Here is a 26,041-nt window from a genome sequence, read left to right as displayed (position 1 = left end):
GGCCGGGAGGCCCCATGACCGGGGCCACGACCCGCCCGCGTGATGGTCGAAGCGCCCGATACCGGTCTACTCCACCGCCGCGGACGGCTGCGACCGGCGCAAGATGTACGTCGTCGGGGCCAGAGCGGACCCTACCGCCAGGCCCAGACAGATTCCCGCGATCCCCAACAGAACCGCCCACGGCACGGTGACGGGTACGTCGGCCACCCCCGACGTCATCGCGTGCCGGATCAGGATCCCGACCGTCACGGTGATCGCCGTACCGAGCGTGAGCGCCACCGCACCGACCAGCGACGACTCCCACAGCACCATCCGGCGAATCTGGGCCGGAGTCGCCCCGAGCAGCCGCGACGTGACGAACTCGTGTCGCCGCTGCAGACTCCCCATCAGCAGCGTGTTGGCGATCGCGATCGCGCTGTAGAGCGCGGCCGGGCCGAGCAGCAGGATGAGGCCGAACTGGTTCCCCTTGCGGACACCATCAGCCTGCTCCGCCTCCCAGTCAGCGGCCGGTACGGCGTGGTCGATCGTACTGACCAGCGACGCTGGGTCCAGACCATCGGCCGGGAGGACGAACAGGTGATCGGGCTTGGCGGTCGGGGCGTGCTTGCGGGCAAGGTCGATCGGGATCAGCAACGACGGGTTCACGCCCAAGGCGTCCGGGACGATCGCGACGATCTTCAGCTTGGCGGCGGTCTTGTCCAGGAACGTCACCGACATCTCGCCGCCGACCCGGTAGTGCTCGAGGCTGGACATTTCCTTGCTGATGGCAACGGTATTGCCGGTCAGGTGGTCGAGGTCGCCGGACAGCGGCGTCAGGTCGCGGGTCCTGGTGGCGATCGCCGGATCGATACCCTCGGCGTCCTCGAGTTGGGCGTCATCCCGGCTGATCCGGACCAGCTGCAGCGGCAGCCCGGCGTCGACCGTACCCACACCAGGGACTCTGGAGAGATCTGCCGCCTCAGTCACGACGACGGGGGCGCGGAGGGTGTCGCGGATGGTGGCGGCGGCGCTGTCGGCAGCGAAGCTGAGGCTGAGGACCATCGAGCCGGCGATCGCCGAGATGGACAGGATCGGTGCCGCGAGCGATGCGCTGCGCCTGGGCGCGGCGACCACGTTGCTCCGGGCGAGCCGCCCGGACACGCGCGTCCAGGCGACCAGCGGCAGCGCCCACAGCCGGCTGATCCACGGGACCACGAGGGGCGCGAGCAACGTCAGCGCGATCACCATCACCATCGGCGTGAACATCGCCAGCGGTACGACGCCCTCACCGGTCGACGGCCGGATGAGCGTCAGCATCACGATCGCCCCGCCCATGAACAGCAGCCCGAAGACGACCCGCACCGGCCCGATCCGCGGCGGCTCCAACGCCGCCTCTCGCAGCGCATCGATCGGACCGACCCGGCCGGCCCGCCGAGCTGCGGAGCGGGCGCCGAGCATCGCGACCAGAAGCCCAGCCCCCACCGCGATGGACAACGGCACCCATGGTGACGCCGGCTCGAGCCTCACCGGTGCCAGCTCCGTGTACGACGCCTTCCGCAAGAGCAACGGTGTCGCCAGTTGGGCCATGACCGCGCCCGTGAGCGACGCCGCCAGCGCGACGACCAGCGCCTCGCCGAGAACCATCCGCCGGATCTGTCCCGGTGTCGCGCCGAGCAGCCGCAGCAGCCCGAGCTCGCGTCGCCGGGACGCTACCGCGAAGGCGAACGTACTCGCGATGACGAAGATCGTGATGAACCCGCAGATCACACCGACCAGACTGAGTACTGTCTGCAGCCCGGACACGTCGGCGTCGGACATCGGCACGCTGACCTGCCGGGGCGCAGCGTCGTCACCGCCGAGTGTGGTCACGACGATCTTCGCCGCGGCCGGCCCGTGGTAGGCGATCGTGGCGGCCGTGGCTGTCGCCGCCAGACCGAGCAGGAACACGCCGACGGCCAATGCCACGAACGAGCCCGCGTACAAGGACCGATGGCGGCTGACGGTCTGCCGGCTGAGATAGAACATCACCGCTCCAAGTCACTCATGGCGGCGGCGATCTGGGCCGGCGTACCGCGGTCGAGGTGGCCCGCGAGCAGGCCGTCGGACAGGAACAGCACACGCTCGGCGTACGCGGCCGCGACCGGGTCGTGGGTGACCATCACCACGGTCTGCCCGGCGCGGTCGGTTGCCTCACGCAACAACGTGAGGATCTGCCGGCTGGTCCCGCTGTCCAGGGCTCCGGTCGGCTCGTCGGCGAAGAAGACCGACGGCCGGGTGATCAGGGCCCGCGCGATCGCGACCCGCTGCTGCTGACCGCCGGACAACTCGGCGGGCCGCCGCTTGGCCTTGCCCTGCAGCCCGATCTGGTCCAGCACGCGGTTCACCTCGCCGCGGCTCGGCCGGCGACCGGTCAGCCGCAGCGGTAGCGCCACGTTGTCGTACACGGTGAGCGAGGGCAGCAGGTTGTAGGCCTGGAACACGAAGCCCATCTCAGCCCGGCGCAGTTTGGTGAGTGCGACCTCGTTGAGTCCGCTCAGGGTCACACCGCCGAGTACGACGGTGCCGTTGGTCGGTTGGTCGAGTCCGGCGGCGCACTGCAGCAGAGTGGACTTACCGGAGCCGGACGCTCCCATCACGGCCGTGAACGAGCCCCTGGCGAAGTGGTAGGTCACGCCTCGCAGCGCGTCGACCGCTCCGGCCTTGGAGCGGTAGGTCTTGGTGATGCCGTCCAGCAGCAGAGCCGGCGGCTCGGTGGGTACGACGCTCGGGTACGTCGGCGCGGTAGCGGTCATGGTCCCAGCCAACCGCCGTACACCGCTCCGCACCCTGGCCTACGGAGGACACCCGGAGTAGCGCGCACGCTACCGTCCCGCGCGCCGCCCGCCACCTAGGGTTGGCACGTGAACAGCTCCCCAACGACGCGGCCAGTGACGTCGTGGGCCGCGTTGGCGTCGCCGCGGTTCCTGGTGTCGTCGTGGCCGTGGCGGAGCTACGCCTACCTGTTCACGTCGGTGCCGGTGGGTGTGCTGACGATCGGCGTTCTGATCGGTGCCGCGGCGGCCGGCGCCGTACTGAGCCCGATCCTGATCGGCGTCCTGCTGCTCACCGCCTTCCCGCTCCTCGGCGTCCTGATCGGCCGGGTCGAGCGGTGGCGCGCCCGCCTGGTACTGATCGACGGCATCAGCAGTCCGCACGCGACCATGCCGTCCGCGCTCAGACCGCGGGAGAAGCTGAAGTTCCGGCGCCGTGAGCAGGCGTCCCTGCGCGCCCTCGGGTACGGCTTCGTGCTGGGCGTCTTCATCTGGCCGCTCAGCGCGTTGATCGCCGGGATCTGCGCGACGACCCTCGCGATCACCTTGGCCGCGCCGGTCATCGCCAACAGCGAGCAGATGGGCATGGGTCCGTGGACCCTGGATACCGCAGGGGAGGGTCTCATCTTCCTGGTCGCCTTCGGTCCGCCGTTCTTCGTGGTCAGCTCCTACCTGGTCGGCGTCGTGGCCGGTGCCGAGGCGTCACTGGCGAAGACGATGCTCGGTCCCCGGCAGGAAGAACTGCAGCGCAACGTCGCCGAGCTGCGCAGGTCCCGGCTCGATCTGGTCGACGCGTTCGAGACCGAGCGCGTACGGATCGAGCGGCATCTGCACGACGGCGTCCAGCAGCGCCTGGTCGGACTCACGATGACGCTCGGGCTGGCCGAGCTCGACCTGCCGGAGGGGGAGGGCCGGCGGTTGGTGGTGAAGGCCCACTCAGAGGCCGAGGCGGCGCTGGCAGATCTGCGCGAGGCGGTCCGGGGGATCCACCCACGCGTGCTCGTCGACCACGGGCTGGAGGCCGCCGTACGCGAGGTGGCGGATCGGAGTCCGTTGCCGGTGACGGTGCAGCTGGCGTTGCCGTCACGGTTGCCGCCGCCGATCGAGGCGGCGGCGTACTTCGTCGTCAGCGAGGCACTGACCAACGTGGCGAAGCACGCCCAGGCTTCGAGCTGCGGGGTGACCGGCCGGGCGGAGCGGGATCAGCTGATCGTCACCGTGACGGACGACGGGATCGGCGGCGCGAGGGTCGGTGCGGGGACGGGACTCACCGGCTTGGTCACCCGGTTGGACGCCTTGGGAGGCACACTCGTCGTCGACAGCCCGCCCGGTGGGCCGACCCGACTGCGGATGGAGTGCCCGTGCCGACTCGGCGACTGAGCATCGTGCTGGCCGAAGACTCGCTGTTGCTGCGGGAGGGACTGGCCAGCATCCTGGACCGCGCCGGGCACGAAGTACGCGACACTGTCGGGGATGCGGACACACTGCTGGCCGTCGTACGCAAGGAGCCGCCGGACGTCGTGATCACCGACGTGCGGATGCCACCGGGGCACAGTGACGAGGGCCTGCGGGCCGCCGCGGCGATCCGGGCCGAGCTGCCGTCGATCGGGATCCTGGTGCTGTCGCAGTACGTCGCCGACGCGTACCTCTCGTCGTTGCTCGAGACAACGACCGGTGGGATCGGGTACCTGCTGAAGGACCGGGTCGGTCACGTCACCGAGTTCCTCGAGTCGCTGGACCGGGTCGCGGGCGGCGGGACGGTGGTCGACCCCGAGGTGGTCCGGCAGCTGCTCGCCCGGCGGCGGAACGACGGGCCGCTCGCCGCGCTCACCCCGCGTGAGCTGGAGGTGCTCGCGCTGATGGCCGAGGGTCGGGTGAACGCGTCGATCGCAGCGCAGTTGGTCGTGAGTGAGGCCGCCGTACGCAAGCACGTGGGGAACATCTTCGCGAAGCTGCAGCTGGACGACGGGCTGGATCGCAGGGTCTCGGCCGTCCTGACCTACCTGCGCAGCTGACACCTGTCGCTTGCGTCCGAAGAACTGTGGCCTATAGCGCTCGGATCTTCGGACGTAACTGCTTGGGTGGTGGGGGAGGGTAGAGGCATGGACAGTGATATCCGGAAGATTCTGGCGGACTGCCAGACGTGGGCTGTCGTCGGGCTGTCGAACAACACCAGCCGGGCGGCGTACGGCGTGGCGCGGTTCCTGCAGGGGCACGGGAAGCGGATCGTGCCCGTGCATCCGTCGGCGGAGTCCGTGCACGGCGAGCAGGGGTACGCGACGCTCGCGGACATCCCGTTCCCGGTCGATTGCGTGGACGTGTTCGTCCGGTCCGACCTGGCCGGCGACATCGCGGACCAGGCGGTGGGAATCAACGCGAAGGCGGTGTGGTTCCAGCTCGGTGTAGTGGATCCGGACGCCTACACACGCACGACCGCGGCAGGCCTGACCATGGTGATGAACCACTGTCCGGCGATCGAGTGGGGGCGGCTGGGGCCTTCCTGAGACCTTAAGGGGCCTGATGTTCACGATCGACACGTCAAGCGACTTCGGCAAGCGGATCGCCCGGCAGCTGGACGACGAGAAGGTGCTCTGGCTGACCACGGTCGCCAAGTCCGGTACGCCGGCCCCCAAACCGGTCTGGTACCTCTGGCGCGACCGCCAGATCCTGGTCAGCAGCCAGCCTGGCACCGCGAAGGTGCAGCACGTCGTCTCGCGCCCGCGAGTCTCGCTGAACTTCAACGCGACCCACACCGGCGGTGAGGTCGGCGTACTCACCGGCGACGCCGCGATCGCCGACAACGGTCTGACTCCCGAGGAGCTCGCGGCCTACAACGCGAAGTACGCCGACGACATCAGCCGGCTGGGGATGACCCCGGACCAGTTCCACGCGAGCTACTCGGTCCTGGTCCGGATCACCCCGGACAACCTCCGCGGCTTCTGACCACCCGCTGGCCCAGGTGCATTCGAGGGGATATCCGTGCGACTGGCGGGTTCTCCCTTGGTGTACCAGCAGAGAACCCACAACTCGAGGGGATATGCGTGCGACCGGCGGGCCCTCGGGACCTGCCCTGGCCGCCACACAGCGCCGGCCAGGGATCGGAACCGGTGGGCTGGGGCCGGTGGGCCGGTCGTGGTGGGTTGGGACAGGTGGGACAGGTCGTGGTGGGTGGGGACAGCTGGGCTGGGGCCGGAAGCGGTGGGTTGGGACAGGTCGTGGCGGGCGGGGACAGGTCGTGGTGGGTGGGGACAGGTCATGGTGGGTGGGGACAGGTCATGGTGGGTCGGGACAGGTGGGCTGGGGCCGGAAGCGGTGGGTTGGGACGGTTCGTGGTGGGTGGGCACAAGGTATTGCCTGTCTTGGCCCACCACGACCTGTCCCAGGTCACCAGACGTTGACCGATCCGCGCAGAACAAGCGCGCCGGTACCGCCCGGCCCAGCCTCGGCACACCTCCCGCCCGGCCCAGCCTCCGCCCTGCCCACCCCGGACATCGCCCCTATCCCGACCAGCACACCCTGCCGACAATCACCCGCAGATCGAGCGAGAGAGCCCTTCTCTCCCTGAATCACGAGGGGAGAGGGACGATTTAGCGGAATCCCGGGATGGTCTTGTGGGTCAGTTGAGGTAGCCCTCGACGGTGTCGGCCGAGCGGGCTTGGGCGGTGTCGGGGTTCTCGCCGTACTCGCGCTTGGCGCGGCGCTGGCGGAGCAGGTCCCAGCACTGGTCGAGCTCGACCTCGAGGGCCTGCAGGCGCGCGTGCTCGTCGGTGTCGGTGATCTGGCCGGCGGCATGCCTGGTGCGCAGCTCCTTCTCCTCGGCGACCAGCTCGTCGATCCGGCTGAGGAGGCTCTTGTCATCGGTCATGAGGAAACGGTACGCCCGTGCTCCAGCCCGCCATGGGTCAGGCTTCCTTGAAGTCGGCCTCGTCGTACGCGTACTGGGTTTCGGAGCCACTCGCCACCTTCGCGGCCTCGTCCGCGCGCAACTCGACCCGCCGGATCTTGCCGGAGATCGTCTTCGGCAGCTCGGCGAACTCGATCCGCCGGATCCGCTTGTACGGCGCCAGGTGGGCACGGCAGAACTGCAGGATCTCGCCGGCCAGCTCGCGCGACGGTTCGTGGCCGGCCGCGAGGACGACGTACGCCTTGGGGACCGCGAGCCGGACCGGATCGGGCGATGGTACGACGGCTGCCTCGGCGACCGCCGGATGCTCGATCAGCACCGACTCGAGCTCGAACGGCGAGATCCGGTAGTCGCTGGCCTTGAACACGTCGTCCGAGCGTCCGACGTAGGTGATGTAGCCGTCCTCGTCCCGGCTCGCGACGTCGCCGGTGTGGTAGAAACCGCCACGCATGACCTCCTGGGTCAGCTCGCGGGCGTCGCGGTAGCCGCGCATCAGCGGGACCGGCGCGGGCGCGAGCTCGATACAGATCTCGCCGTCGTCGCCGATCTCGTCGGTGGCCGGGTCGAGCAGCGCGATCGAGTATCCGGGCAGCGGTCGGCCCATGGATCCGAGCTTGACCGGCTGACCCGGCGGATTGCCGATCTGGGCGGTCGTCTCGGTCTGGCCGTACCCGTCCCGGATGGTGATGTCCCAGGCGTTCCGGACCTGCTCGATCACCTCGGGGTTGAGCGGCTCACCGGCCGAGATGCACTCCCGGATCTCAACCTTCACCGCGGACAGATCGGCCTGGATGAGCATCCGCCAGACAGTCGGCGGTGCGCAGAAGGTCGTCACGCCGTACGTCTGCAGGACCTGCAGCATCTTCTCGGCGTCGAAGCGCGTGTAGTTGTACAGGAAGACGGTGGCTCCGGCGTTCCACGGCGCGAAGACGTTGCTCCAGGAGTGCTTCGCCCAGCCGGGGGAGGAGACGTTCAGGTGGACGTCGCCGGGCTGGAGACCGATCCAGTACATCGTTGACAGGTGGCCGACGGGGTAGCTGACCTGGGTATGTTCGACCAGCTTGGGCTGGCTCGTCGTCCCCGAGGTGAAGTACAGGAGCAGGGAGTCGTCAGCGGCGGTATCCACTTCCGGCACGGGTCCGTCGTACGAAGCAAAGTCGTCGTAGTGCAGCCAGCCCTCGACCGGAGTGCCGATGGCGACGCGGATGCAGTGGTCCGCGATCCCGGCGTACCGGCCGGCCTCGGAGCTACTCGTGACCACGGTCCGGACGCCGCCGCGGGTGATCCGGTCCGCCAGGTCGGCATCGGTGAGCAGCGTGGTCGCGGGGATCATCACGGCGCCGGCGCGGATGCAGCCGAGCAGGACCTCCCAGAGCGGGACGGTGTTGCCGAGGACGATCAGCACCCGGTCGCCCGGCTTCAGCCCGGCGGCGGTGAGCCAGCCGGCGACCTTGCGGGACCGCTCGGCCATCTCGGCGTACGTGCGCGAGCTGACGTCGCCGTCCTCCTCGACGATCGTCAGCGCGGCGACCTCGGGCTGCTCGACCGCAAGTGCGTCGAACCAGTCGCGGGCCCAGTTGAACCGGTCGAACGACGGCCAGTTGAAATCCCGGTACGCCGTCTCGTAGTCCTCCCGATGCGCGACCAGGAAATCCCGCGCCTCCCGAAACTCCCGCGTGACGTCCGAAGTGCTCTGCTCCGTAGCCATGTCCCGCACATTACCCATTCAGTACGAGAACGGACCCCGCGACGACGAGTGGCGTCAGGATCATGCCGCGCCACAGGAAGGACCACCACGAAATGTCGACGCGGGCGGCGTCGCAGCGGGACCGCCAGAGCAGCGTCGCGAGCGACCCCCACAGGGTCAGAAGGCAGCCGCAGTTCACGCCGATCAGCAGAGCCATCATCCGGTGCGGGTCGCTGGAAGCGACCGGCTCCATCGCCAGGTACGCCGGGAGGTTGTTGAACAGGTTGCTACCGACCACCCCGGTTGCACTGAGCCGCAGGTCCGAGGTCGTCCCGGCGACTCGGCGGAGCAGATCCTCCAGGCCGTGATCGGTGAGGAACGCGACGAGGGCGAACAGCACGACGACTCCGATCACCAGCTTGGCCGGGATCAGCGACCACCGCAGCGCGCTCCGCCGCCGGATCGCGAACAGCACGACCAGGATGATCGCGCCCACACTGGCCGGCCAGGCGACCTCGATCCCGGACACGAACGCCGGACCGAGCAGCACGCAGACACCTGCCGAGCCCCAGAACAGCACCTTGTCGTCCACCTCCGGAGTCGGCGGTACGACGTACGTCCGGCGCAGATCGCGGTGGAACAGGACGGCCAGCACGGCGACCGTGATCAGGATCGCGGCGATCGCGGGTCGCCAGCTCACCGCGAGGTACGAGACGTCCAACCGGTGGAACTGGTGCAGGGCGAGCAGGTTCGTGAGGTTGGACACCGGGAGTAGCAGCGATGCGGTGGCGGCCAGCCAGACGGTGGTGAACGCGAACAGCTTCGGCGGGATGTCGAGCTGCCGGGCCATCGCGAGCACAACGGGGGTCAGCAGGACCGCGCAGGTGTCCAGAGACAGCACGATGGTGAGCCCTGTCGCCAGCGCGACTACGAGGAGCCACAACCGCCAGACCCGGCCGCGCGCGAGGTGAGCGGCTTCCCGGGCGGCGACCTCGAACAGCTTGGCCTTGTCGGCCAGTTCGGCGATGACGGTCACGGCGATCAGGAAGACCAGTACGGGCGCGATCCGCGCGACCAAAATTCACCACCTTCTACCAGACGGGTTTGAGTAGGCTGACCAGGTGACCCTGCCGGATGAGGAGCCGCAGCAACCGGCCCAGTATGACCCGCACCACCCGTCCGGCTATCCGGGCGACCTCGAGGCGGACGTCGTACTGCGGGACGGTGCTACCGCGCATCTCCGGCCGATCGCGCCCGCCGACGCGGACCTGATGGTGGCCTTCTACGCCCGGGTGTCCGAGCAGTCCAAGTACTACCGCTTCTTCGCCCCGTACCCACAATTGTCCGATCGGGACGTGGCGAGGTTCACACAGGTCGATTACCACGATCGGCTGGCGCTGATTGTGACCGTCGGTGACGAGATGATCGGCGTCGGGCGGTACGAGCGGACCGGACGGCGTACGGCGGAGGTCGCGTTCCTGATCGAGGACGCGCACCAGGGCCGCGGGCTGGGGCAACTCCTGCTCGAGCACCTGGCGCAGGCGGCCCGGGAGAACGGCATCGCCCGGTTCGTCGCCGAGGTACTGCCGGACAACCGGAAGATGATCACGGTCTTCACCGAGGCCGGCTACAAGGTCGCCCGCGAGTTCGAGGACGGCGTGATCGTGGTCGAGTTCGACATCGCGCCGACCGACACGTCGTTCGGGGTGATGCAGGCCCGGGAGCAGCGGTCCGAGGCGCTCTCGATCGCGCGGTTGCTGACGCCGTCGAGCGTCGCGCTGATCGGTGCGAGCCGGCGTGAGGGCACGATCGGGAACGCGCTGCTGCGCAACCTGCGCGACGGTGGCTTCCCGGGCCGGTTGTACGCCGTCAACACCGATACGAAGGCGGACGAGATCGAGGGCGTACCGGCGTACCCGACGATCCGCGAGGTCGAGGACACGGTCGATCTGGCCGTGGTCGCCGTCCGGGCCGAGATGGTGGCCGACGTCATCCTGGACTGCGCGGCCAAGGGCGTGCGCGGGCTGGTCGTGATATCGAGCGGGTTCGCCGAGATCGGGGACGAAGGGCGTAAACGGCAGCGGTACCTGGTTGGCCTGGCCCGGTCCTACGGGATGCGGGTGATCGGGCCGAACGCGCTCGGGGTGATCAACACTGCGCCGGGAGTCGAGCTGAACGCGACGCTCTCGCCGGTGATGCCCAGCCGCGGCCGGGTCGCGTTCTTCTGCCAGTCCGGTGCGCTCGGCGTGCCGATCCTGGCCGACATGGCCGGGCGTGGCCTGGGGTTGTCGAGTTTCGTGTCGGCCGGGAACCGGGCCGATGTCTCGGGCAACGACCTGATGCAGTACTGGTACTCCGACGAGGCGACCGAGGTCGTGCTGCTGTACCTGGAGTCGCTGGGCAATCCGCGCAAGTTCAGCCGGGTGTCGCGGCGGCTGGCCGGGCGGAAGCCGGTGGTCGCGCTGAAGTCGGGCCGGGCCACGCAGGGCGTGCCGGTCGGGCAGATGGTCCGGCGCAGTCAGTTGCCTCCGGCATCGATCGAGTCGATGTTCCGGCAGAGCGGGCTGATCAGGGTGGACACCACCGGCGAACTGTTCGACGTCGCCCAGTTGCTCGCGCACCAGCCGCTGCCGAAGGGACGCCGGGTCGCGATCGTCAGCAACTCCGACGCCTTGACCCTGCTCGCCCTGGACACGATGGCCAGTTGCGGCCTGGAGGTCGCCGGCGAGCCGCGGAACCTCAGCGCGGACGCGACCGCGGCGGACTTCGGCGCGGCGCTGTCCGAGGTGTTCGGCGACGATCGGGTGCACTCGATCGTGGTGATCTACACGCCACCGGTGCAGTCGAACGGCGCGGAGGTCGCACAGGTCCTGGCCGCGGCGGCCGCCGGCTCGAAGAAGCCGGTCGTGTCCACGTTCCTCGCGTCCCGCAGCGTGCCCGCGGAGCTGCGAGTGCCGGACGCGGACGGTGGCGCGGCGCGTGGATCGATCCCGTCTTTCCTGAATCCGCAGTACGCCGTCGGCGCACTGGCGAAGGCGACACAGTACGCCGAGTGGCGGCGGCGGTCGGTCAGCCGGATCCCCGACCTGCCGGAGATCGACACCGCGGGCGCCGAGGACTTCGTCGCGGAGTACCTGCAACGGCACCCGAGTGGCGCCGACCTGGAGGACGCCGACCGGCATCGGCTGCTCAGCTTCTACGGGATCCCGGTGCTGCCGGCGTTCCCGGTGCTGAGTGCGGACGAGGCGGTCGCACGGGCCGCGGACCTCGGCTACGAGGTGATCCTGAAGGCGACCGCCGAGCAGTGGCGGATGCGGCCGGACCTGGCCGACATCTGGCGGCACATCCACGACGAGGACGACATGCGCGCGGCCTGGGCGGAGATGACGCAGATGTTCGGTGTCGCTTCGGATCCTGCCCGGGCGCAGTTCGTCGTCCAGAAGATGGCGCCACCCGGCGTGCCGGTGGTCATCTCGGCGTTGGAGGACGTGTCCTTCGGTCCGGTCGTCACCTTCGGCCTGACCGGTGTCGCGACCGACTTGCTGGGCGACCGCTCGTACCGGATGCCGCCACTCACGACCCGCGATGCCGCGGAGATGGTCCGCGAGGTGCGCGCGGCTCCGCTGCTCTACGGCTACCGGGGCTCGGACCCGGTGGACATCCCCGCGATCGAGGCCCTGCTGCACCGCGTCTCCCGGCTGACCCTCGACCTCGAGGAAGTCGTCCGGCTGGACCTCCGTTCGGTGCTGGCCGCCGCGCAGGGCGCGACAGTGCTCGACACGAGCATCCGGATCGCTCCCAACGAGAAGCCCCGCCAGGACACGTCCGCCCGCCGACTCACCTGACGGCAGCGCGCGACACTACCGGCGCGTGTAGATGCTGCTGGCGCGATCGAGCAGGCGCGCCTCGACGAGCTCGCGCCTGAGGGCGGCGTGGTCCGGGTGCCACCGGTTGAGGATCTCGTTCACCTCCGGCTCCGGGTAACGGCGCCCGGGCTCGAAGCTGGTGACCAGGTACTCCAGGAGGATCCGGAGCTTCTCCGGATAGGTCGGGAAGTGCGTCAGCCGGCCGTCCCGGATGAACGACCTGAGGACGCCGTCGCGGTCCGGATCGGGGTCGAGCGGCACCCGCTCCGGGCGACTCTCCCGCACCGCGTCCTTGAACGCCGCCTCGTCGGCCTGCAGACCGTCGCCGGCAGCCGTGATCAGCCCACCCTTGGTCAGCCGCTGGAGCGCCTTGACGACGACCGGCGCGGGGAGTCCGGTGCTGCCGGCAACCTGATCCGGAGTCGTCGCGCCGAGGACGACGGCGGAATACGTCCGCAGCCTCGACGGTTCCGCGAGCAGACCACAGAGCTGATCGGCGTTCATGCCATCCACGCTAATGTCGCCCGCAACCGGATTTCGCCCGGGTGTTAAACATTCACCATGACGATGCAGCCGGGTCCGCAGAACGCGATCACCGATGTCCCTGGAGTCCTGGTCGGTCAGGTCGAGCGCGTCGACGCGCCGTACCTGACTGGTACGACGGTCGTCCATCTGCCGGCCACAGCGGTCGCCGGTGTCGACGTCCGCGGTGGCGCGCCCGGGACGCGGGAGACGGATCTGCTCGAGCCGGTGAACTCCAACGCCGGGGTGAACGCGATCGTGCTGACCGGCGGCAGCGCGTACGGGCTGGACACGGCCGGCAGCGTGATGCGCTGGCTCGAGGAGCGCGGTGAGGGCGTCCGGGTCGGGCAGGGCGACAAGGACGTGGTCCCGATCGTGCCGACCGCGGTGATCTTCGACCTCGGCCGCGGCGGGGACTTCCAGGCCCGGCCCGAGCCCGACTGGGGCGCCCGGGCGATCGCGGTCGCCACCGACGGTCCGGTTGCCCTAGGCAACCATGGCGCCGGCGCCGGGGCCCGCGCCCGGTCGCTCAAAGGCGGCGTCGGCTCGGCCAGTGTCCGGCTGGATGACGGTACGACGGTCGGCGCGCTGGTGATCGTGAACGCGGCCGGCTCGACGGTCGATGCCGACGGCAACCTCTACGGCGCCCGCTACGGCCTCGCCGACGAGTTCGCCCACCTGCGGACTCCCGCCGAACCGCCTCCGCCGGCCGCCCCCGGACGCAACCTGATCCCCGGGCCGCCGATGAACACCGTGATCGCGGTGCTGGCGACCGACGTACCGCTGGACAAGGCGGCGACCCGGCGGATGGCGATGGTCGCGCACGACGGGCTGGCCCGGGCGATCGACCCGATCCACACGCTGGTCGACGGCGACAGCATCTTCGCCTTGTCGACCCGTACCGACGACGGGCCGCGGCTGAGTGTCACGGATCCGACGGCGATCGGGCAACTGGAGATGGTCTACGCGGCCGGTGCCCGGACGCTGTCCCGCGCGATCGTGCACGCGATGCTCAACGCCGAGTCGGTGGAGACCCCGGCCGGCACGATCCCCAGCTATCGCGACGCCTATCCCTCTGCCTTCCGGACCGACTGACGTACGACCCCGGTCGTACGCGCGGATGGCGAAAGGCGCCGGAAGGCGACGGTAAGACCGGTCCGCGGGCCGATGATCCGAGGCGCCACCCGCGACAGGCTCTGCGGTATGAGCTTCCAGAGTCCCCAACCACAGGTCGTCCTGAGCGGTCACGCCCTGGTCAAGTACTACGGCGACGTCGTCGGCCTGGCCGGCGTGGATGTCGCGGTCCGGTCCGGTGAGGCGCTCGCGGTCATGGGCCCGAGCGGTAACGGCAAGACCACCTTGCTGCACGTCCTTGCCGGCATCCTCACGCCGGACCAGGGCGAGGTCTGGCTGGGCGGCGAACGCGTCGACCAGCTGAACGACGCGGCCCGCACAGTGCTTCGACGTCGCCGGCTGGGCTTCGTCTTCCAGGACAACCAGTTGCTCGCCGAGCTGCCCGCCGACGAGAACGTCGCCCTGCCGTTGATGGTGGACGGACTGAGCCGGCGAGACGCGATCGGCCGGGCCCGGAGGATGCTCGCCCAGGTCGGGTTGGCAGCGGAAGCCGGGCGGCGCCCGGGCGAACTGTCCGGCGGTCAGGCACAGCGCGTCGCGATCGCCCGCGCACTGGTCGGCGAGCCGCAGGTGGTGTTCGCCGACGAACCGACCGGTGCCCTGGACGCGACCACCGGCTCGCAGGTGATCGACCTGCTCGTCGGCGCGGCCACGCATCGCGGCGCGGCGGCAGTCGTCGTCACTCACGACAACGCGGTCGCCGCCCGCTGCCACCGAGTCCTGCGCATCGTCGACGGCCGGGTCAGCGACTCGTCAGGTGCCGGAGCGCCGACCAGCTTGGGGCCGGGCCGATGAATCCGATGACCGATCTCGGGCTGCGGTTCGTACGCCGCCCGGGTCCCGGCGGACGCGCCGCCAACCTCGCCGCGCTCGGCGCGACCGCGGTTGTTGCGCTCCTCATCACCTTCCTGATCGCCGGTTCGCTGGGCCTGGCCCATCGCTCCGACCGGATCGGCTGGCGCAGCTCCGACAAAGCCGACCCGGCGACGGCGATCGGAGCCATCGACCAGACCGACGAGACGGTCGACGGTCACCCGATGATCCGCCTCGACCTGGCGACGCTCCGCCCCAACGAACTCCCGCCACCACCCGGCCTCGACCACACCCCGAAGCCGGGCGAGGTCTTCGTCTCGCCCGAGGTCGCCAAGCACTGGTCCACGCTGAGCAAGCAGTACGGCGTGGAGAACCCGGCCGGCGTGATCAGCGACAAGGGGCTGTCTTCGCCGGAGGAGTTCGTCGTCATCCGTGGCGTCGACTCACTCCGGCCCGACGACCATCCGCAGTACGTCAGCAGCTGGAACGACGACGTCTGGGACAGCCGCATGGTCGGTCTGCTGTTCGCGGTGGCCTTCGGCATCATCCTGGTGCTGTTCCCGATCCTGAGCCTGGTCGGTCAGGCCGCCGGCGTCGCGGCGAAGCGCCGTGAGCATCGCCTGGCTGCACTCCGCCTCGCCGGAGCGACCAGGACACAGGTGCTCTGGCTGAGCGCGGTGGAGCAGGCGGTACTCGGTCTGGCCGGTGCAGTCATCGGTCTGGTCGGCTACACACTGCTGAGTCCCCTCATCGCCCGCATCCCGCTGGGCGGCGGTCGCTGGTACGTGCACGACATCACGGTGAGCTGGTGGAACGTGCTTGTCGTACTGGCCGCCGTACCCGTCCTGTCGGTGGTTAGCGCGTTGATCGGGCTCGGCCGGGTCAGCATCACCCCACTGGGCGTCGTACGCGGTCAGACTCGCAAGGGGATCAGCGTGCTGCGGCTTGGCCTGTTGCTGATCGGTCCGATCGTTCTCGCGTACTACGGGATGCAGGCGGCTCTGATCCCGCTGCTGATCGGTGTGGGCTTCGCTGCGCTCGCCGTACGGGTGATCGGGCCGTGGGCGGTGCAGGTGATCGGCAAGATGCTGGCGAGCCTGGCCAACGGTCCGGTGGCGCTGCTCGCGGGACGGCGACTGGCCGACGACCCGAGGGCCGCGTTCCGTCCGGTGGCGGCGCTGGTGCTGAGTGGGTTCGTCACCGGCTTCATCTCGGTCTTCATGCCGCCGGGGAAGGACGACCCGACGTTCCACGATCTGCGCATCGGAGTCGCGCTGCTGCTGGCCCTGGTGTTCATGACCGTGGCTGCGTCGACAGCAGCAGGAGCGGTGGGTACGGCGCTTGACCAGGCCGCGCCTGCCCGTGCGTTGCGGCGCTCTGGTGTGCCGTTGCGGGTGATCGAGCGGTCGGCGCGACTCGCCGCCGTCGTACCGGTCATCGGGGTCGGATTGCCGGTCGTCGGGTTCGGTGCGCTGTGCGGGCTCGCGCTCAGTGGTGGAAAGGTGATCACGCAGGGGAGTTCCGGGGTACTGCTGCTGATCGGTCAGGTCGTCGCCGGGCTCGTGCTGGTCGCGGTGGCAGGCGCCGCGGGTGTACCGGTGCTGCGGAAGGCAAGCGCGAACTGATCACCGTCGTCCACTGTGCTCGTCCACAAGGGGAAAACGGCGCGGCCGCGTCCGTGGCAGGATGAGGGCATGCGTGACCTGAATGCCCCGGAACTCGCGGACGCGTCCGCAGCCCTGCGCGAGGCGATCGACCGGTGCGGCTACTACCCAGACGTCGTGACGGATTCGCTCGCCGTGGCGATCGCCGGCGAGCCGATCCGCGCGTTCATGCTGCAGCACGAGCCGACGTTCGACCGGGACGAAGTCCGGCGGCACATCACGATCCTGGCGCTGACCCCGACCCGGCTGATCGTCGGGCACACCGACGAGCACGCGGCCGACGAGCTGATCCGCGCGCCGTACGCGTCGACCTCGACCGAGGCGATCCCGCTGCAACGGGTCAACGCGGTGGTCGTGAACCGGGTGGTTCCCAACCCGGCCGGCTACGCGTCCGGCAAGTCCGACCCGGCGGTGGCGGGCGGCGGTGAGGTCGTGCTCACGATCGGCTGGGGGATGGTGAATCGGATCGACCTGGAGCCGGCCGTCTGCGCCGACCCGAACTGCGAGGCCGACCACGGCTACACCGGATCCGTCGCGGCCGACGACATCTCGCTGCGGATCAGCGCCGCCGCGGACGGCCCGGCCGGGATCCAGCAGGTGCTCGAGTTCGCGCAGGCCCTCTCGTTCGCGACCAGTAGGTAGTGCGGTGATCGTGCCGGTGGAGCCGCAGTACGGCGGTGGCTCGCTCGCCGACGTGCTCCCATCGGTCGCCGGTGCGCTGTCGGTCCCCGGCGAGCAGAACGCCCTCGGCCTACCGCCGTCACCGCGGTACGCCGTCCTGCTGCTCGACGGACTGGGGTGGAACCTGCTGCAACGGCACGCGGATGCCGCGCCGTACCTCGCGTCGTTGCTGCCGACCGGTCGCAGCCTGACGGCCGGAGTGCCCTCGACCACCGCGGTGAGCCTCACCAGCCTTGGGACCGGGTTGCCGCCTGGCGCCCACGGCATCGTCGGCTACACCTCGATCGTGCCGGAGACCGGCGCCTTGCTGAACGCCCTGTCCTGGGACGCACCGGTCGACCCGCGCCGCTGGCAACCGCATGGCACGATCTTCGATCGCGTCGCCGCTGCCGGCGTTGCCACGCGCAACGTGAGCAAGGCACGCTTCGACTCGTCGGGTCTGACGGCCGCGGCGTTTCGGGGAAGTGCCCACCGTGGCGCGGACACCATCGAGGACCGGCTGGACGCGACCCGGTTCGCGAGCCGTGAAGGTAGCTCGTCGTTGGTGTACGTGTACGACTCCCAGTTGGACTACACCGGTCATCAGCAGGGGAGCGAGTCGTGGCAGTGGCAGAAAGAGCTGGCCGCAGCGGACATGTTCGCGCAGCAAGTCCGGTCCGCGTTGCCGCGCGACGCCGTACTGCTCGTCGTCGCCGACCACGGGATGGTTGACGTGGCGCCGGAGCACCGCCTCGACCTCGATGCCGAGCCTGCTTTGACCGACGGCCTGCGACTCATCGGGGGCGAGTCACGCTTCCGGCATCTGTACTGCCTCGCCGGGGCAGAGGCCGACGTCATCGCGAAGTACCGCGAGCGGCTGGGGGACAAGGCGCTCGTGCTGAGCCGGGAGGATGCGGTCGCACGTGGATGGTTCGGTGCCGTCGAGGACCGGGTTGCGCCGCGCTTGGGCGACGTCGTGGTCGCCGCACTCGGACCGGTCGCGCTGGTCGCGAGCCGCCGGTACCCGCACGAGGCCGGACTGATCGGGCTGCACGGCTCGCTCACCGACGACGAGATGTTGATCCCACTGCTCGTCGACGCCGGCCGCTAGCTCCGGTCCGCGGCTAGAAGCTCCAGACGTCCCAGAAGAAGCTGGTCTGCGCCGTCTTCGCCTCGCCGTCCCGGGCGACGACGGTCACCTTGTAGCGTCCGGAGCCCGGGGTGAGGACTCCGGTGATCCAGCCGCGCTCGGGGTCGATGCTGAGCCCCGGCGGCAAGCCCGCCGCCGAGTAGCTGATGTCGCCGGTGCCACCGGTCCCCTTCATCAGCAGCGGAATCGCCGGCACTCCGCCGAATCCGAGCTGCTCGGACGGCTCGGTGATCGCCACCGCACCCTGCGGCTGCGCGGCGGCGGCACCGACCGCCTCCGCCGCGTCGACCATGCCCTCGCCGTAGAAGGAGTTGTTCGCCGCCGAGCCGACGCACTGACCGGACGAGCCGGCCGGGCAGGCCAGGTCGTTCGCCTGCTGCGCGAGCCGGGCACGCACCTGCGCGGGGGTCAGTCGAGGATCCACGCTCCGCAGCAGGGCCGCGACGCCGGCGACATGCGGCGACGCCATCGACGTACCCTCGAGCACCTTGTAGGCGCCGCCCGGAACGGTCGAGTAGACGCCCTGACCGGGGGCGGCCAGGTTGATCTTGTTCTCACCGAAGTTGGAGAACTGCGACTTGGTGCTGGTCGAGTCGACGGAGGCCACCACGACCACGTTCGGCAGTTCGGTCGGCAGGCTGATGCAGTCGTCGGCGACCGTGCGCGGGGCCGGGGTCGAGTCGTTCGGGCTGGACTCGTCGGTGCTCTTCTCCGCCAGGTCGTAGTCCTCGTTGCCGGCCGCGGCGACGTTCACCACGCCTTTCGTGTCCGAGTACGCGACCGCCCGGCGGACCGCCTCGGCGATCGCGTCCTGGTCCTGGTCCGTCGGGCACAGGAACAGCCACGGGTCGACGTAGTAGCTGTTGTTGGTGACCGAGACACCCTTGTCGGCGGCGAACATGAACGCGCAGACCGTGTTCTCCGGGAAGAACAGCTGACTGTCTGGCTCGGCGATCCGGATCGACGAGATCTTCACGCCAGGGGCGACGCCGATCATGCCGATCCCGTTCCGGGCCGCGGCGATGGTGCCGGCGACGTGCGTACCGTGCTCGCCGACCGGCCGCCAGGCGCCGGGCCGGGTGTCGGCCTTGCCGTAGGCACAGGACGCCGACTTGCTCGTGTCGAAGTTCGCCTTCAGGTCGGGGTGCTGGTCGTCCACGCCGGTGTCGAGCACGCCGACCGTGATGCTCTTGGAGCCAGGGTTCTTCTGCCAGGCCCGGTCCGCGCCGATCTGGGTCATGTCGCCGCGATCGATCTCGGGCGAGGTGGTGGCCGCCTCGGGCACCACGGGCGGGATCGCCGGGTTGCCGACCTCTGCGGGCAGGTCCGAGGTGCGGGTGGCGCCGGCCTTCTGGACGCCGTCGACGCCACGCATCTTGGCGGCGAAGTCGGTGGCCGTCGAGTGCGCCACGATCACCCCGATCGCGTCGTACGTCGCGTAGACGGTGCCGCCGTTCGAGCCGACCGCGCCGGTGACCTTTCCGGTCTGGCCCGGCTCGGTGATGACGAAGTACGCGCGGAGCCCGGCCTGCGCCCGGACCGGCGTCGCCGCGGCCGGCAGGGTGGCGGTGGCGGCGATGAGACAGGCCGCGAGGAAGAGGACCAGAGCTTTGCGCACGTTCCATTCAAACCGCCCGGAGGCCCAGAACCCAAGCCGGACCCTCCGGCCCACCCCGGCGTGCGAGGTGATCCGCTGACTTGGCAGGATGTGCGCCCGTGGCTGAGCTGCTCTATTTCACCGGGACCATGGACTGCGGCAAGTCCACGCTGGCGCTGCAGATGGACCACAACCACAAGGCCCGGGGCCGGCTCGGGCGGATCTTCACCAGCCACGACCGCGCCGGTGAGTCGGTGCTCTCGTCCCGGCTCGGACTCGCCGCCGAGGCGGTCGAGGTGCGGCCCGAGTTCGACTTCTGGGACTACGTCGTGAACGAGCTGACGCAGGGCGGCCGGATCGACTACGTGGTGTGCGACGAGGCGCAGTTCTACAGCCCGCTGCAGATCGAGCAGCTGGCCCGGCTGGCCGACGAGCTGCAGATCGACGTGTTCTGCTTCGGCATCCTGACCGACTTCCGGGCGACGCTGTTCCCGGGATCGGCCCGGTTGGTGGAGCTCGCGGACCGGATGGAGCTGCTGCAGGTCGAGGCACTGTGCTGGTGCGGTGAACGAGCCACGCACAACGCCCGTACGATCGGTGGGGAGATGGTGACCGAGGGCGAGCAGCTGGTGGTGGGTGACATGGTGACGCTGGACCACGAGGTCTCCTACGAAGTGCTCTGCCGCCGGCACCACCGCCGCCGCCTCACCCAGGCCCGCGCCCGCGCCACCTTGTCACCCGAGGTACTGCCTTTCGGAGGAGCCGCGTCATGAGTCCCTTGATCACCATCGACGAACTGCGTGCGGCGGACCCGAAGCCGGTTCTCATCGACGTCACCTGGAACCTGGCCGGTCCTCCAGGCAAGGAGGCGTACGACGCGGGTCACCTGCCGGGAGCACACTTCGTCGACCTGGACACCGAGCTGGCCGGTCCGCCCGGACCCGGTCGCCACCCGTTGCCCGAAGCAACCACCGTGACGGCCACGTTGCGCCGGGCTGGGGTGTCCGCGAACAGCGCTGTGGTGGTCTACGACACCGCCAACGCGATGGCGGCCGCCCGGGCCTGGTGGATCTTCCGGTACTTCGGGCTGTCCGACGTACGCGTCCTGGACGGCGGCCTCGCCGCCTGGCAAGCCGCCGGGGGAGAGGTCACCACCGACGTCCCTGCCGACGGCGCCGGCACCTACATCGCCACCGGCGGCCACCTCCCGCTGCTCGACGCCGATGGTGCGGCCGCCATAGCGGCGTCCGGCGTACTCCTGGACGCCCGAGCCCCCGAGCGCTTCGCCGGCGAGGTCGAACCCATGGACCCGGTCGCCGGCCACATCCCCGGCGCCACCAACGCCCCCACCACCCAGAACGTCGACGAGACCGGCCACTTCCTCCCCGCCGCCGAACTCCGTGAACGCTTTGAAAAGCTCGGAGCGACCGCCAGTACCGAAGTCGGCGTCTACTGCGGTTCCGGCGTCACCGCCGCCCACGAGGCCCTGGCCCTCGACGTGGCCGGCCTCCCCGCCACCGTCTATATCGGCTCCTGGTCGGAATGGATCACCGACCCCTCCCGCCCGATCGCCACCGGCAAGCACTAAGCCGTTGTACGGCGGCTATGTACGGGCAGGCGCGCGCCCTGCTCGACGAGCACCTTGGTCCTTCTCGGTGGCAACGGCGGTGGCGGAGAGGAGCGTCGCACCGGCGAGGCTGCCCCAGAGCGCAGCCGCGCCGTGGGAGGCGAGAGCGGTGATGACCGCCGGGGAGATGGCGAGGCCGAAGCCTGTGGAGAGCTGGAAGCGGGCGAGGGTGCGTCCCAGGACATGCGCCGGGGTGAGGGCGGTGACGAGCGCGGTAGCGCTGCCGGCATAGATGATCTCGCCGATCGTGCAGACCACGGATGCCGTCGCGACGGCCGGGGCACCCCAGCCGTGTCCCAGTGAGGTGGCTACGAGGAAGCCGAGGTAGGACGCGGCGAGTATCACGCCGGCGAGAGCCAGCACGGTTCGCCGGGAGAACCTGGACATCAGGACGGTGACCGGAACCTGCAGGGTGACCACCAGCACCGTGTTGCCCACCAAGATGGCGGCCGGCCACACCGGGGATGCGTGCAACTGGGTCACCAGGACCAGAGGGACCGGGATTTCGAAGACGTTGAGGCAGAAGACGTAGACCACGTTCGCTGCCAGCAGCGCGCGCATCCGAGGTGCGGGCCTGTCGGCCCTGTCCTTGGCCGAAGTAGCGGCCGGATGCGTGTGGAGGTGGACCGACCATGCCAAGGCTGCCGCCGCGAGATAGGCGAGCCCGCTGACCGCCGCCATCGCCTGGAACGCGGTGGTGCCTCCTGCCAGACATGCGGTGGCGAGGAGCGCACCCGCGCCCAGGCCGGCGTTGCGCACGGCGCGGCCGGCCGCGAGAGCGGCGTCGCGTTCGCGGCCGTGGGCGACCGTGGCCACGAGGGCTGCATGGGCGGCCGGCCAGGACTGGTTGCCGATGCCGAGGAAGAGTGCCGCCGTCGCGAACAGCCAGACGTGCCCTGCCGGTGCGGCCAGCAGCAGCGCCACGCCCACCACACGCACCAGCATCGACGCCGCCACGACCGTGCTGCGTGCGCCCCGGTCCAGCCATCGGCCGACCGCGGGCGTGCATACCAGCGCCACGACGACGCCGACGGTCATGGCGATGCCGGTGGTCGGCGCGGACAGCCTCAGCACCGTCACCCCGTAGAGCAGCAGAAAGGGCCGCAGCAGGCCGGTGCCGAGCGAGTCCACGGCCACGGCCACGGCATAGCGGGGGCCTCCGGAGGCCCGGACGAGGGCGCGCGGCTGGATCTTGGTGCTGGTTCCCATGGCGTCAACGGTGCGTGAGGCCGCCGGGCCGGCCATGTCGGTTGACGGACACCGTCAATCGACGCGTTCGCCGGCCGTCCGACCAGCGATGATGAGGAGATGACGTTGAGGATCGACATCGGCGGCCTGCCGTCCGGGCGAGTACGGTTCGCTGCCTCCCCGCTGGCCGAGCTGACCGCGATGCTGCACGTGCTGGCCGAACCCGGGCATCACCCGCAGCTCGCCGGCTGGGCCGGGGACGTCTGGGCCGGGCTGCCGCCGGAGCTGGCCGAGCGGCTCAGGGAAGCGGAGTTCCTCTGGCGTTCCTCACGAGCCGACTTCCTGGTCCCCGCGCGTCCCGGGCCCACCCTCGCCGACGAGTTGGACGACGTGGACCGGATCGACGATGAAACCTATGTGACCGCCGCGCTCGTCACCACATGCGGCAGCAACCGGGTCCACTTCGCCGGGCCGTCACCGCTCGCCGACGCGACGGCACGCGAGCGTGCCTTGGACCTGGCCCAGGCTCGCGGCGCGGTCCAAGAGGCCTTCGCGGAACGGCTCCTCGCGGACCCGGCCGCAGTGCGGGCGCGGGTGCGCCACACCCTCGAACAGTGTGCAGAGGCCTTCTTCGACGCCGCCTGGACAAGCGTCGCCGTGCAGCTTGCCACCGACCTGCGGCTGAAGAACGATCTGCTCAAGCGCCAGGGCGTCGGGGCAGCACTCGCCTCGGTCTCCAGCGCCGTCACCCTGGCACCTGACGGCGACTGCATCATCGTGGACAAGCTGCAGGACAAGGCGACCTCCGCCCACGGTGCCGGGGTCACCTTCGTCCCCAGCGTCTTCGGCCGCCCGCACCTGGTGGCGGTCCACGCGCCCGGGTGGCATCCGGTGGTGCAGTACCCCGTCGCCGAGCAGAGTCCATCGGAGCCGGTGTCGCTGGAAACAGTCACCCTCCGGCTGGAGGCACTCGCCAATCCGATCCGACTGCGGCTACTGCGTACGCTGGCCCGCGGCCCGCACACCACCGGCGAGCTGGCCGACGCCTGGGAACTTTCACCCCCGGAGGTCTCCCGCCACCTCGCCGTCCTGCGCCGCGCGGGCCTGCTCTCAACCCGGCGGCACGGGCGCTACGTCCACTACACCCTCAACCTGCCCGATCTGACGGCGCTCGGGGCTGACCTGCTGGCGGCGGTACTGCGCTGAGTAGCAGCGGGGCTAGTGCGGGCCGGCGACACCGATCAGGTTGCCTTCCGGATCGGTGAACTGACCGACGACCAGCTTCCCCGGTACGCCGTCCGGTCCGAAGACCCGCTGTCCGCCGAGTGCCTCGGCCTGGTCCAGCGCGGCTCCGACATCATCCACACCGACATAGAACAGCGCCTTGGGCCGAAGTGTCGCGCCACCACCGACGCCGCCGTTCAGGCCGGCGATGCTCGCGTCCACGAAGCCGTACGAGCCTGCTTCGGAGACCTGTCCGGAGACGGTGTCCCCGAGCTCGTAGGTCCAGCCGAAGAGCTCTCGGTAGTAGGCGTGCAGGCGGGCGGGATCGGTCCCCGTGATCTCGAAGTGCACGACATGATTCGGCATGATGCCCCTTCTCGATTGGCTGTCATCGGGAACGTCGGAGCCTGCTCCGGGCGTTCGACAATCATGTACGTCGATGCGCGGGGAGTCCGAACGTATTACGAGGAGCTCGGCGCGGGTGAGCCGGTCCTGCTGATGCAGGGTGACGACGACTGCGTCCGGATCGAGCACACCGCCGAGGTCGCCCGGGCGATTCCGGACGCCCAGGTGGCCGTCGTACCGGGGACCTCGCACGGACTGCCGCTGGAGAAGCCCGGGCTGGTCAACAGTCTGCTGCTCGACTTCCTGGCCGATCCGCAGCCGCCCAAGTTCATGCCGCTGGGCGACCTCAACCCCTGAGCGAAAGCGCTGCAGCAATTGACCCCCTTCTAGGCATTGAATTAGTAACACGCTTGGTTTAACTTACTCGGGACCTGGCCGGTGTGTAGCTCAGAGCACATCGGCGGCATCCGGAAACCTGAGGAGTTCCGATGACGAGAGTGAGCAGGTGGGGCGCCGCCCTGGGGGTTGCCGGGCTGGTGCTCGCGGCCGCGGGCTGTGCGAAGGGCACGACGCCGTCGGCGTCCGGCGCCGGTGGCGAGATCGACCAGAACGCCCCGGTCACCATCACGATCGGGGACCGCCCGACCCCCGACAAGCCGAACGACCTGAAGGCGTTCAACCAGAAGATCGCCGACTTCACCGCGAAGAACCCGAACATCACGGTGAAGTCGACCGAGACCAGCTGGCAGGCCCAGACCTTCCAGGCCCAGGTGGCCGGCGGGACGCTGCCGACGGTGATGAACATCAGCTTCACCGAACCGGCCAACATGATCCCGAACAAGCAGCTGCCGGACATCACCGACGAGCTGAAGCTGGTCGACCTGACCAAGGACCTGAACCCGAACGTCCTGAAGATCGTCCAGGACGCGAACGGCCGGATCTACGGCGTACCGATCGACGTGTTCTCGGTCGGCATCGCCTACAACCGCGCGCTGTTCACGAAGGCCGGCCTGGACCCGGACAAGCCGCCGACGACCTGGGACGAGGTCCGCCAGTACGCCAAGCAGATCTCCGAGAAGACCGGCAAGGCGGGGTACGCGCAGCTGACCACGAACAACACCGGTGGCTGGATGCTGACCACGATGACCTACAGCATGGGCGGCACGGTCGAGAGCGCGGACGGCAAGAAGAGCACGTTCAACGACGCGCCGACCAAGAAGGCGCTGCAGCTGCTCAAGGACATGCGCTGGACCGACAACTCGATGGGCAGCAGGTTCCTGTACACCCAGGAGGAGGTCCGCCAGGACTTCGCGGCCGGCAAGATCGGCATGGTCCTGCAGGCCCCGGACGCCTACGACATGAGCGTGAAGCAGTTCGGCATGAAGCCCGCCGACTTCGGTGAGGGCGCGCTGCCGCAGGACGGTGGCCCGTACGGCACGCTGACCGGCGGCTCGCTGAAGATGATCAGCCCGAAGGCGACCAAGAACGAGATCGTCGCCGCGCTGAAGTGGATCAAGTTCGACCAGTTCGACAAGTACACGACCGAGTCGGTCGCGGTCCAGGACGCCAAGAACACGATCGCCGACAAGGGTTTCGTCGGCCGTCCCGGCATCAGCCCGCTGAGCCAGGAGACGTACGACCAGTTCAACAAGTGGCGTGAGCCGTACGTGAACGTCCCGGTCAAGCAGTTCCAGGGCTACATCGACTCGACCACGTCGCTGAAGCTGCTGCCCGAGCCGTCGAACAAGGGCCAGGAGGTCTACTCGCTGCTCGACCCGGTGGTCCAGCAGGTGCTCACGAAGAAGGATGCCGACATCGACAAACTCTTGAGTGACACCGCTTCGAAGATCGACGCACGCCTGGCCCGGTAG

At 69.6% G+C, this 26,041-nt stretch carries 24 protein-coding genes; 15 read left to right on the top strand and 9 right to left on the bottom strand.

Annotated elements, in window-relative coordinates; translation table 11 throughout:
* Positions 1-66: 66 nt before the first annotated feature.
* Both OG555_RS35735 and OG555_RS35730 read right to left on the bottom strand, forming a co-directional pair.
* Positions 67-2,004: an FtsX-like permease family protein gene (locus OG555_RS35735; protein ID WP_329477300.1), complete on the bottom strand. Its 1,938-nt coding sequence runs from the start codon at positions 2,002-2,004 to the stop codon at positions 67-69.
* Positions 2,004-2,771 (bottom strand): ABC transporter ATP-binding protein, encoded by a 768-nt coding sequence (locus OG555_RS35730; RefSeq protein WP_329477298.1) that lies wholly within the window; start codon positions 2,769-2,771, stop codon positions 2,004-2,006. Before OG555_RS35730 ends, OG555_RS35735 begins: the two co-directional genes overlap by 1 nt.
* Before the next feature lie 108 nt (positions 2,772-2,879).
* Here OG555_RS35730 and OG555_RS35725 point away from each other — a divergent pair, with 108 nt between their 5' ends.
* From OG555_RS35725 to OG555_RS35710, 4 genes are all read left to right on the top strand, one after another.
* On the top strand, positions 2,880-4,169 hold the full coding sequence (locus tag OG555_RS35725; RefSeq protein WP_329477296.1) for a sensor histidine kinase: 1,290 nt from the start codon (positions 2,880-2,882) through the stop codon (positions 4,167-4,169).
* A complete protein-coding gene (locus OG555_RS35720; RefSeq protein WP_329477295.1) occupies positions 4,151-4,804 on the top strand; it encodes a response regulator transcription factor in 654 nt (217 codons plus the stop codon). The genes OG555_RS35725 and OG555_RS35720 overlap by 19 nt, the downstream gene beginning before the upstream one ends.
* An 87-nt stretch (positions 4,805-4,891) precedes the next feature.
* Complete coding sequence (locus tag OG555_RS35715; RefSeq protein WP_329477293.1) at positions 4,892-5,293, top strand: CoA-binding protein; 402 nt, start codon at positions 4,892-4,894, stop codon at positions 5,291-5,293.
* A 16-nt stretch (positions 5,294-5,309) separates the two neighbouring features.
* Positions 5,310-5,732 carry a TIGR03667 family PPOX class F420-dependent oxidoreductase gene (locus OG555_RS35710; protein WP_329477291.1) on the top strand — a complete coding sequence of 141 codons (423 nt, stop codon included), beginning with the start codon at positions 5,310-5,312 and terminating at the stop codon, positions 5,730-5,732.
* A 673-nt stretch (positions 5,733-6,405) separates the two neighbouring features.
* On the opposite strand, the gene OG555_RS35705 is transcribed toward OG555_RS35710, so the two are convergent.
* From OG555_RS35705 to OG555_RS35695, 3 genes are read right to left on the bottom strand one after another with little or no spacing between them, the layout of a single operon-like run.
* Complete coding sequence (locus tag OG555_RS35705; RefSeq protein ID WP_328520882.1) at positions 6,406-6,654, bottom strand: DUF2630 family protein; 249 nt, start codon at positions 6,652-6,654, stop codon at positions 6,406-6,408.
* A 37-nt stretch (positions 6,655-6,691) separates the two neighbouring features.
* Complete coding sequence (locus tag OG555_RS35700) at positions 6,692-8,401, bottom strand: AMP-binding protein (protein WP_329477289.1); 1,710 nt, start codon at positions 8,399-8,401, stop codon at positions 6,692-6,694.
* A 10-nt stretch (positions 8,402-8,411) separates the two neighbouring features.
* Positions 8,412-9,458, bottom strand: coding sequence for an SLC13 family permease (locus OG555_RS35695; RefSeq protein ID WP_329477287.1), 1,047 nt, complete (start codon positions 9,456-9,458; stop codon positions 8,412-8,414).
* A gap of 43 nt (positions 9,459-9,501) precedes the next feature.
* Between OG555_RS35695 and OG555_RS35690 the strand changes: the two genes are divergently transcribed.
* On the top strand, positions 9,502-12,225 hold the full coding sequence (locus OG555_RS35690; protein ID WP_329477285.1) for a bifunctional acetate--CoA ligase family protein/GNAT family N-acetyltransferase: 2,724 nt from the start codon (positions 9,502-9,504) through the stop codon (positions 12,223-12,225).
* Positions 12,226-12,240: 15 nt separating this feature from the next.
* Here the strand turns inward: OG555_RS35690 and OG555_RS35685 are convergent, their stop codons facing one another.
* Complete coding sequence (locus tag OG555_RS35685; RefSeq protein WP_329477283.1) at positions 12,241-12,750, bottom strand: DUF2087 domain-containing protein; 510 nt, start codon at positions 12,748-12,750, stop codon at positions 12,241-12,243.
* A gap of 57 nt (positions 12,751-12,807) precedes the next feature.
* On the opposite strand from OG555_RS35685, the gene OG555_RS35680 reads away from it, so the two are divergent.
* The 5 genes from OG555_RS35680 to OG555_RS35660 all read left to right on the top strand — a co-directional run bounded on the left by OG555_RS35680 (position 12,808) and on the right by OG555_RS35660 (position 18,150).
* Positions 12,808-13,863: a P1 family peptidase gene (locus tag OG555_RS35680; protein ID WP_329477282.1), complete on the top strand. Its 1,056-nt coding sequence runs from the start codon at positions 12,808-12,810 to the stop codon at positions 13,861-13,863.
* A gap of 108 nt (positions 13,864-13,971) precedes the next feature.
* Positions 13,972-14,697, top strand: coding sequence for an ABC transporter ATP-binding protein (locus tag OG555_RS35675; RefSeq protein WP_329477280.1), 726 nt, complete (start codon positions 13,972-13,974; stop codon positions 14,695-14,697).
* Positions 14,698-14,702: 5 nt separating this feature from the next.
* Entirely contained in the window at positions 14,703-16,340 is a 1,638-nt protein-coding gene (locus OG555_RS35670) for an FtsX-like permease family protein (RefSeq protein WP_329477278.1), read from the top strand.
* 69 nt (positions 16,341-16,409) lie between these two features.
* Positions 16,410-17,021, top strand: coding sequence for a DUF5998 family protein (locus tag OG555_RS35665; RefSeq protein ID WP_328520874.1), 612 nt, complete (start codon positions 16,410-16,412; stop codon positions 17,019-17,021).
* A gap of 4 nt (positions 17,022-17,025) precedes the next feature.
* Positions 17,026-18,150, top strand: coding sequence for an alkaline phosphatase family protein (locus OG555_RS35660; protein WP_329477276.1), 1,125 nt, complete (start codon positions 17,026-17,028; stop codon positions 18,148-18,150).
* A 13-nt stretch (positions 18,151-18,163) separates the two neighbouring features.
* Here OG555_RS35660 and OG555_RS35655 read toward each other — a convergent pair whose 3' ends face one another.
* On the bottom strand, positions 18,164-19,807 hold the full coding sequence (locus tag OG555_RS35655; RefSeq protein ID WP_329477274.1) for a S8 family peptidase: 1,644 nt from the start codon (positions 19,805-19,807) through the stop codon (positions 18,164-18,166).
* A 98-nt stretch (positions 19,808-19,905) separates the two neighbouring features.
* On the opposite strand from OG555_RS35655, the gene OG555_RS35650 reads away from it, so the two are divergent.
* Positions 19,906-20,559, top strand: coding sequence for a thymidine kinase (locus OG555_RS35650; RefSeq protein WP_328520871.1), 654 nt, complete (start codon positions 19,906-19,908; stop codon positions 20,557-20,559).
* Positions 20,556-21,374, top strand: a complete 819-nt coding sequence (locus OG555_RS35645; protein ID WP_329477272.1) for a sulfurtransferase — start codon at positions 20,556-20,558, stop codon at positions 21,372-21,374. Before OG555_RS35650 ends, OG555_RS35645 begins: the two co-directional genes overlap by 4 nt.
* Before the next feature lie 15 nt (positions 21,375-21,389).
* On the opposite strand, the gene OG555_RS35640 is transcribed toward OG555_RS35645, so the two are convergent.
* Positions 21,390-22,622, bottom strand: a complete 1,233-nt coding sequence (locus OG555_RS35640; protein WP_329477270.1) for an MFS transporter — start codon at positions 22,620-22,622, stop codon at positions 21,390-21,392.
* Between the two features lie 99 nt (positions 22,623-22,721).
* On the opposite strand from OG555_RS35640, the gene OG555_RS35635 reads away from it, so the two are divergent.
* Positions 22,722-23,807 carry a DUF5937 family protein gene (locus OG555_RS35635; RefSeq protein ID WP_329477268.1) on the top strand — a complete coding sequence of 362 codons (1,086 nt, stop codon included), beginning with the start codon at positions 22,722-22,724 and terminating at the stop codon, positions 23,805-23,807.
* Between the two features lie 12 nt (positions 23,808-23,819).
* Here the strand turns inward: OG555_RS35635 and OG555_RS35630 are convergent, their stop codons facing one another.
* A complete protein-coding gene (locus OG555_RS35630; protein ID WP_329477266.1) occupies positions 23,820-24,191 on the bottom strand; it encodes a VOC family protein in 372 nt (123 codons plus the stop codon).
* Positions 24,192-24,254: 63 nt separating this feature from the next.
* Between OG555_RS35630 and OG555_RS35625 the strand changes: the two genes are divergently transcribed.
* Together OG555_RS35625 and OG555_RS35620 are read left to right on the top strand one after the other, a co-directional pair.
* Entirely contained in the window at positions 24,255-24,527 is a 273-nt protein-coding gene (locus OG555_RS35625; RefSeq protein ID WP_329477264.1) for an alpha/beta fold hydrolase, read from the top strand.
* 131 nt (positions 24,528-24,658) lie between these two features.
* The gene (locus OG555_RS35620; protein WP_329477262.1) at positions 24,659-26,041 is read left to right on the top strand and encodes an ABC transporter substrate-binding protein; all 1,383 of its coding nucleotides are present in this window, start codon (positions 24,659-24,661) and stop codon (positions 26,039-26,041) included.

This window comes from Kribbella sp. NBC_01484 (assembly GCF_036227145.1).
Classification (GTDB): Bacteria; Actinomycetota; Actinomycetes; order Propionibacteriales; family Kribbellaceae; genus Kribbella.
This window is presented reverse-complemented; position numbering and strand designations above follow the sequence as displayed.

Coding starts and splice junctions, on each gene's coding strand:
- OG555_RS35735 (WP_329477300.1), bottom strand. CDS start 2,004: ATGTTCTATCTCAGCCGGCAGACCGTCAGCCGCCATCGGTCCTTGTAC.
- OG555_RS35730 (WP_329477298.1), bottom strand. CDS start 2,771: ATGACCGCTACCGCGCCGACGTACCCGAGCGTCGTACCCACCGAGCCG.
- OG555_RS35715 (WP_329477293.1), top strand. CDS start 4,892: ATGGACAGTGATATCCGGAAGATTCTGGCGGACTGCCAGACGTGGGCT.
- OG555_RS35710 (WP_329477291.1), top strand. CDS start 5,310: ATGTTCACGATCGACACGTCAAGCGACTTCGGCAAGCGGATCGCCCGG.
- OG555_RS35705 (WP_328520882.1), bottom strand. CDS start 6,654: ATGACCGATGACAAGAGCCTCCTCAGCCGGATCGACGAGCTGGTCGCC.
- OG555_RS35700 (WP_329477289.1), bottom strand. CDS start 8,401: ATGGCTACGGAGCAGAGCACTTCGGACGTCACGCGGGAGTTTCGGGAG.
- OG555_RS35685 (WP_329477283.1), bottom strand. CDS start 12,750: ATGAACGCCGATCAGCTCTGTGGTCTGCTCGCGGAACCGTCGAGGCTG.
- OG555_RS35680 (WP_329477282.1), top strand. CDS start 12,808: ATGACGATGCAGCCGGGTCCGCAGAACGCGATCACCGATGTCCCTGGA.
- OG555_RS35675 (WP_329477280.1), top strand. CDS start 13,972: ATGAGCTTCCAGAGTCCCCAACCACAGGTCGTCCTGAGCGGTCACGCC.
- OG555_RS35670 (WP_329477278.1), top strand. CDS start 14,703: ATGACCGATCTCGGGCTGCGGTTCGTACGCCGCCCGGGTCCCGGCGGA.
- OG555_RS35665 (WP_328520874.1), top strand. CDS start 16,410: ATGCGTGACCTGAATGCCCCGGAACTCGCGGACGCGTCCGCAGCCCTG.
- OG555_RS35645 (WP_329477272.1), top strand. CDS start 20,556: ATGAGTCCCTTGATCACCATCGACGAACTGCGTGCGGCGGACCCGAAG.
- OG555_RS35640 (WP_329477270.1), bottom strand. CDS start 22,622: ATGGGAACCAGCACCAAGATCCAGCCGCGCGCCCTCGTCCGGGCCTCC.
- OG555_RS35635 (WP_329477268.1), top strand. CDS start 22,722: ATGACGTTGAGGATCGACATCGGCGGCCTGCCGTCCGGGCGAGTACGG.
- OG555_RS35630 (WP_329477266.1), bottom strand. CDS start 24,191: ATGCCGAATCATGTCGTGCACTTCGAGATCACGGGGACCGATCCCGCC.
- OG555_RS35625 (WP_329477264.1), top strand. CDS start 24,255: ATGTACGTCGATGCGCGGGGAGTCCGAACGTATTACGAGGAGCTCGGC.
- OG555_RS35620 (WP_329477262.1), top strand. CDS start 24,659: ATGACGAGAGTGAGCAGGTGGGGCGCCGCCCTGGGGGTTGCCGGGCTG.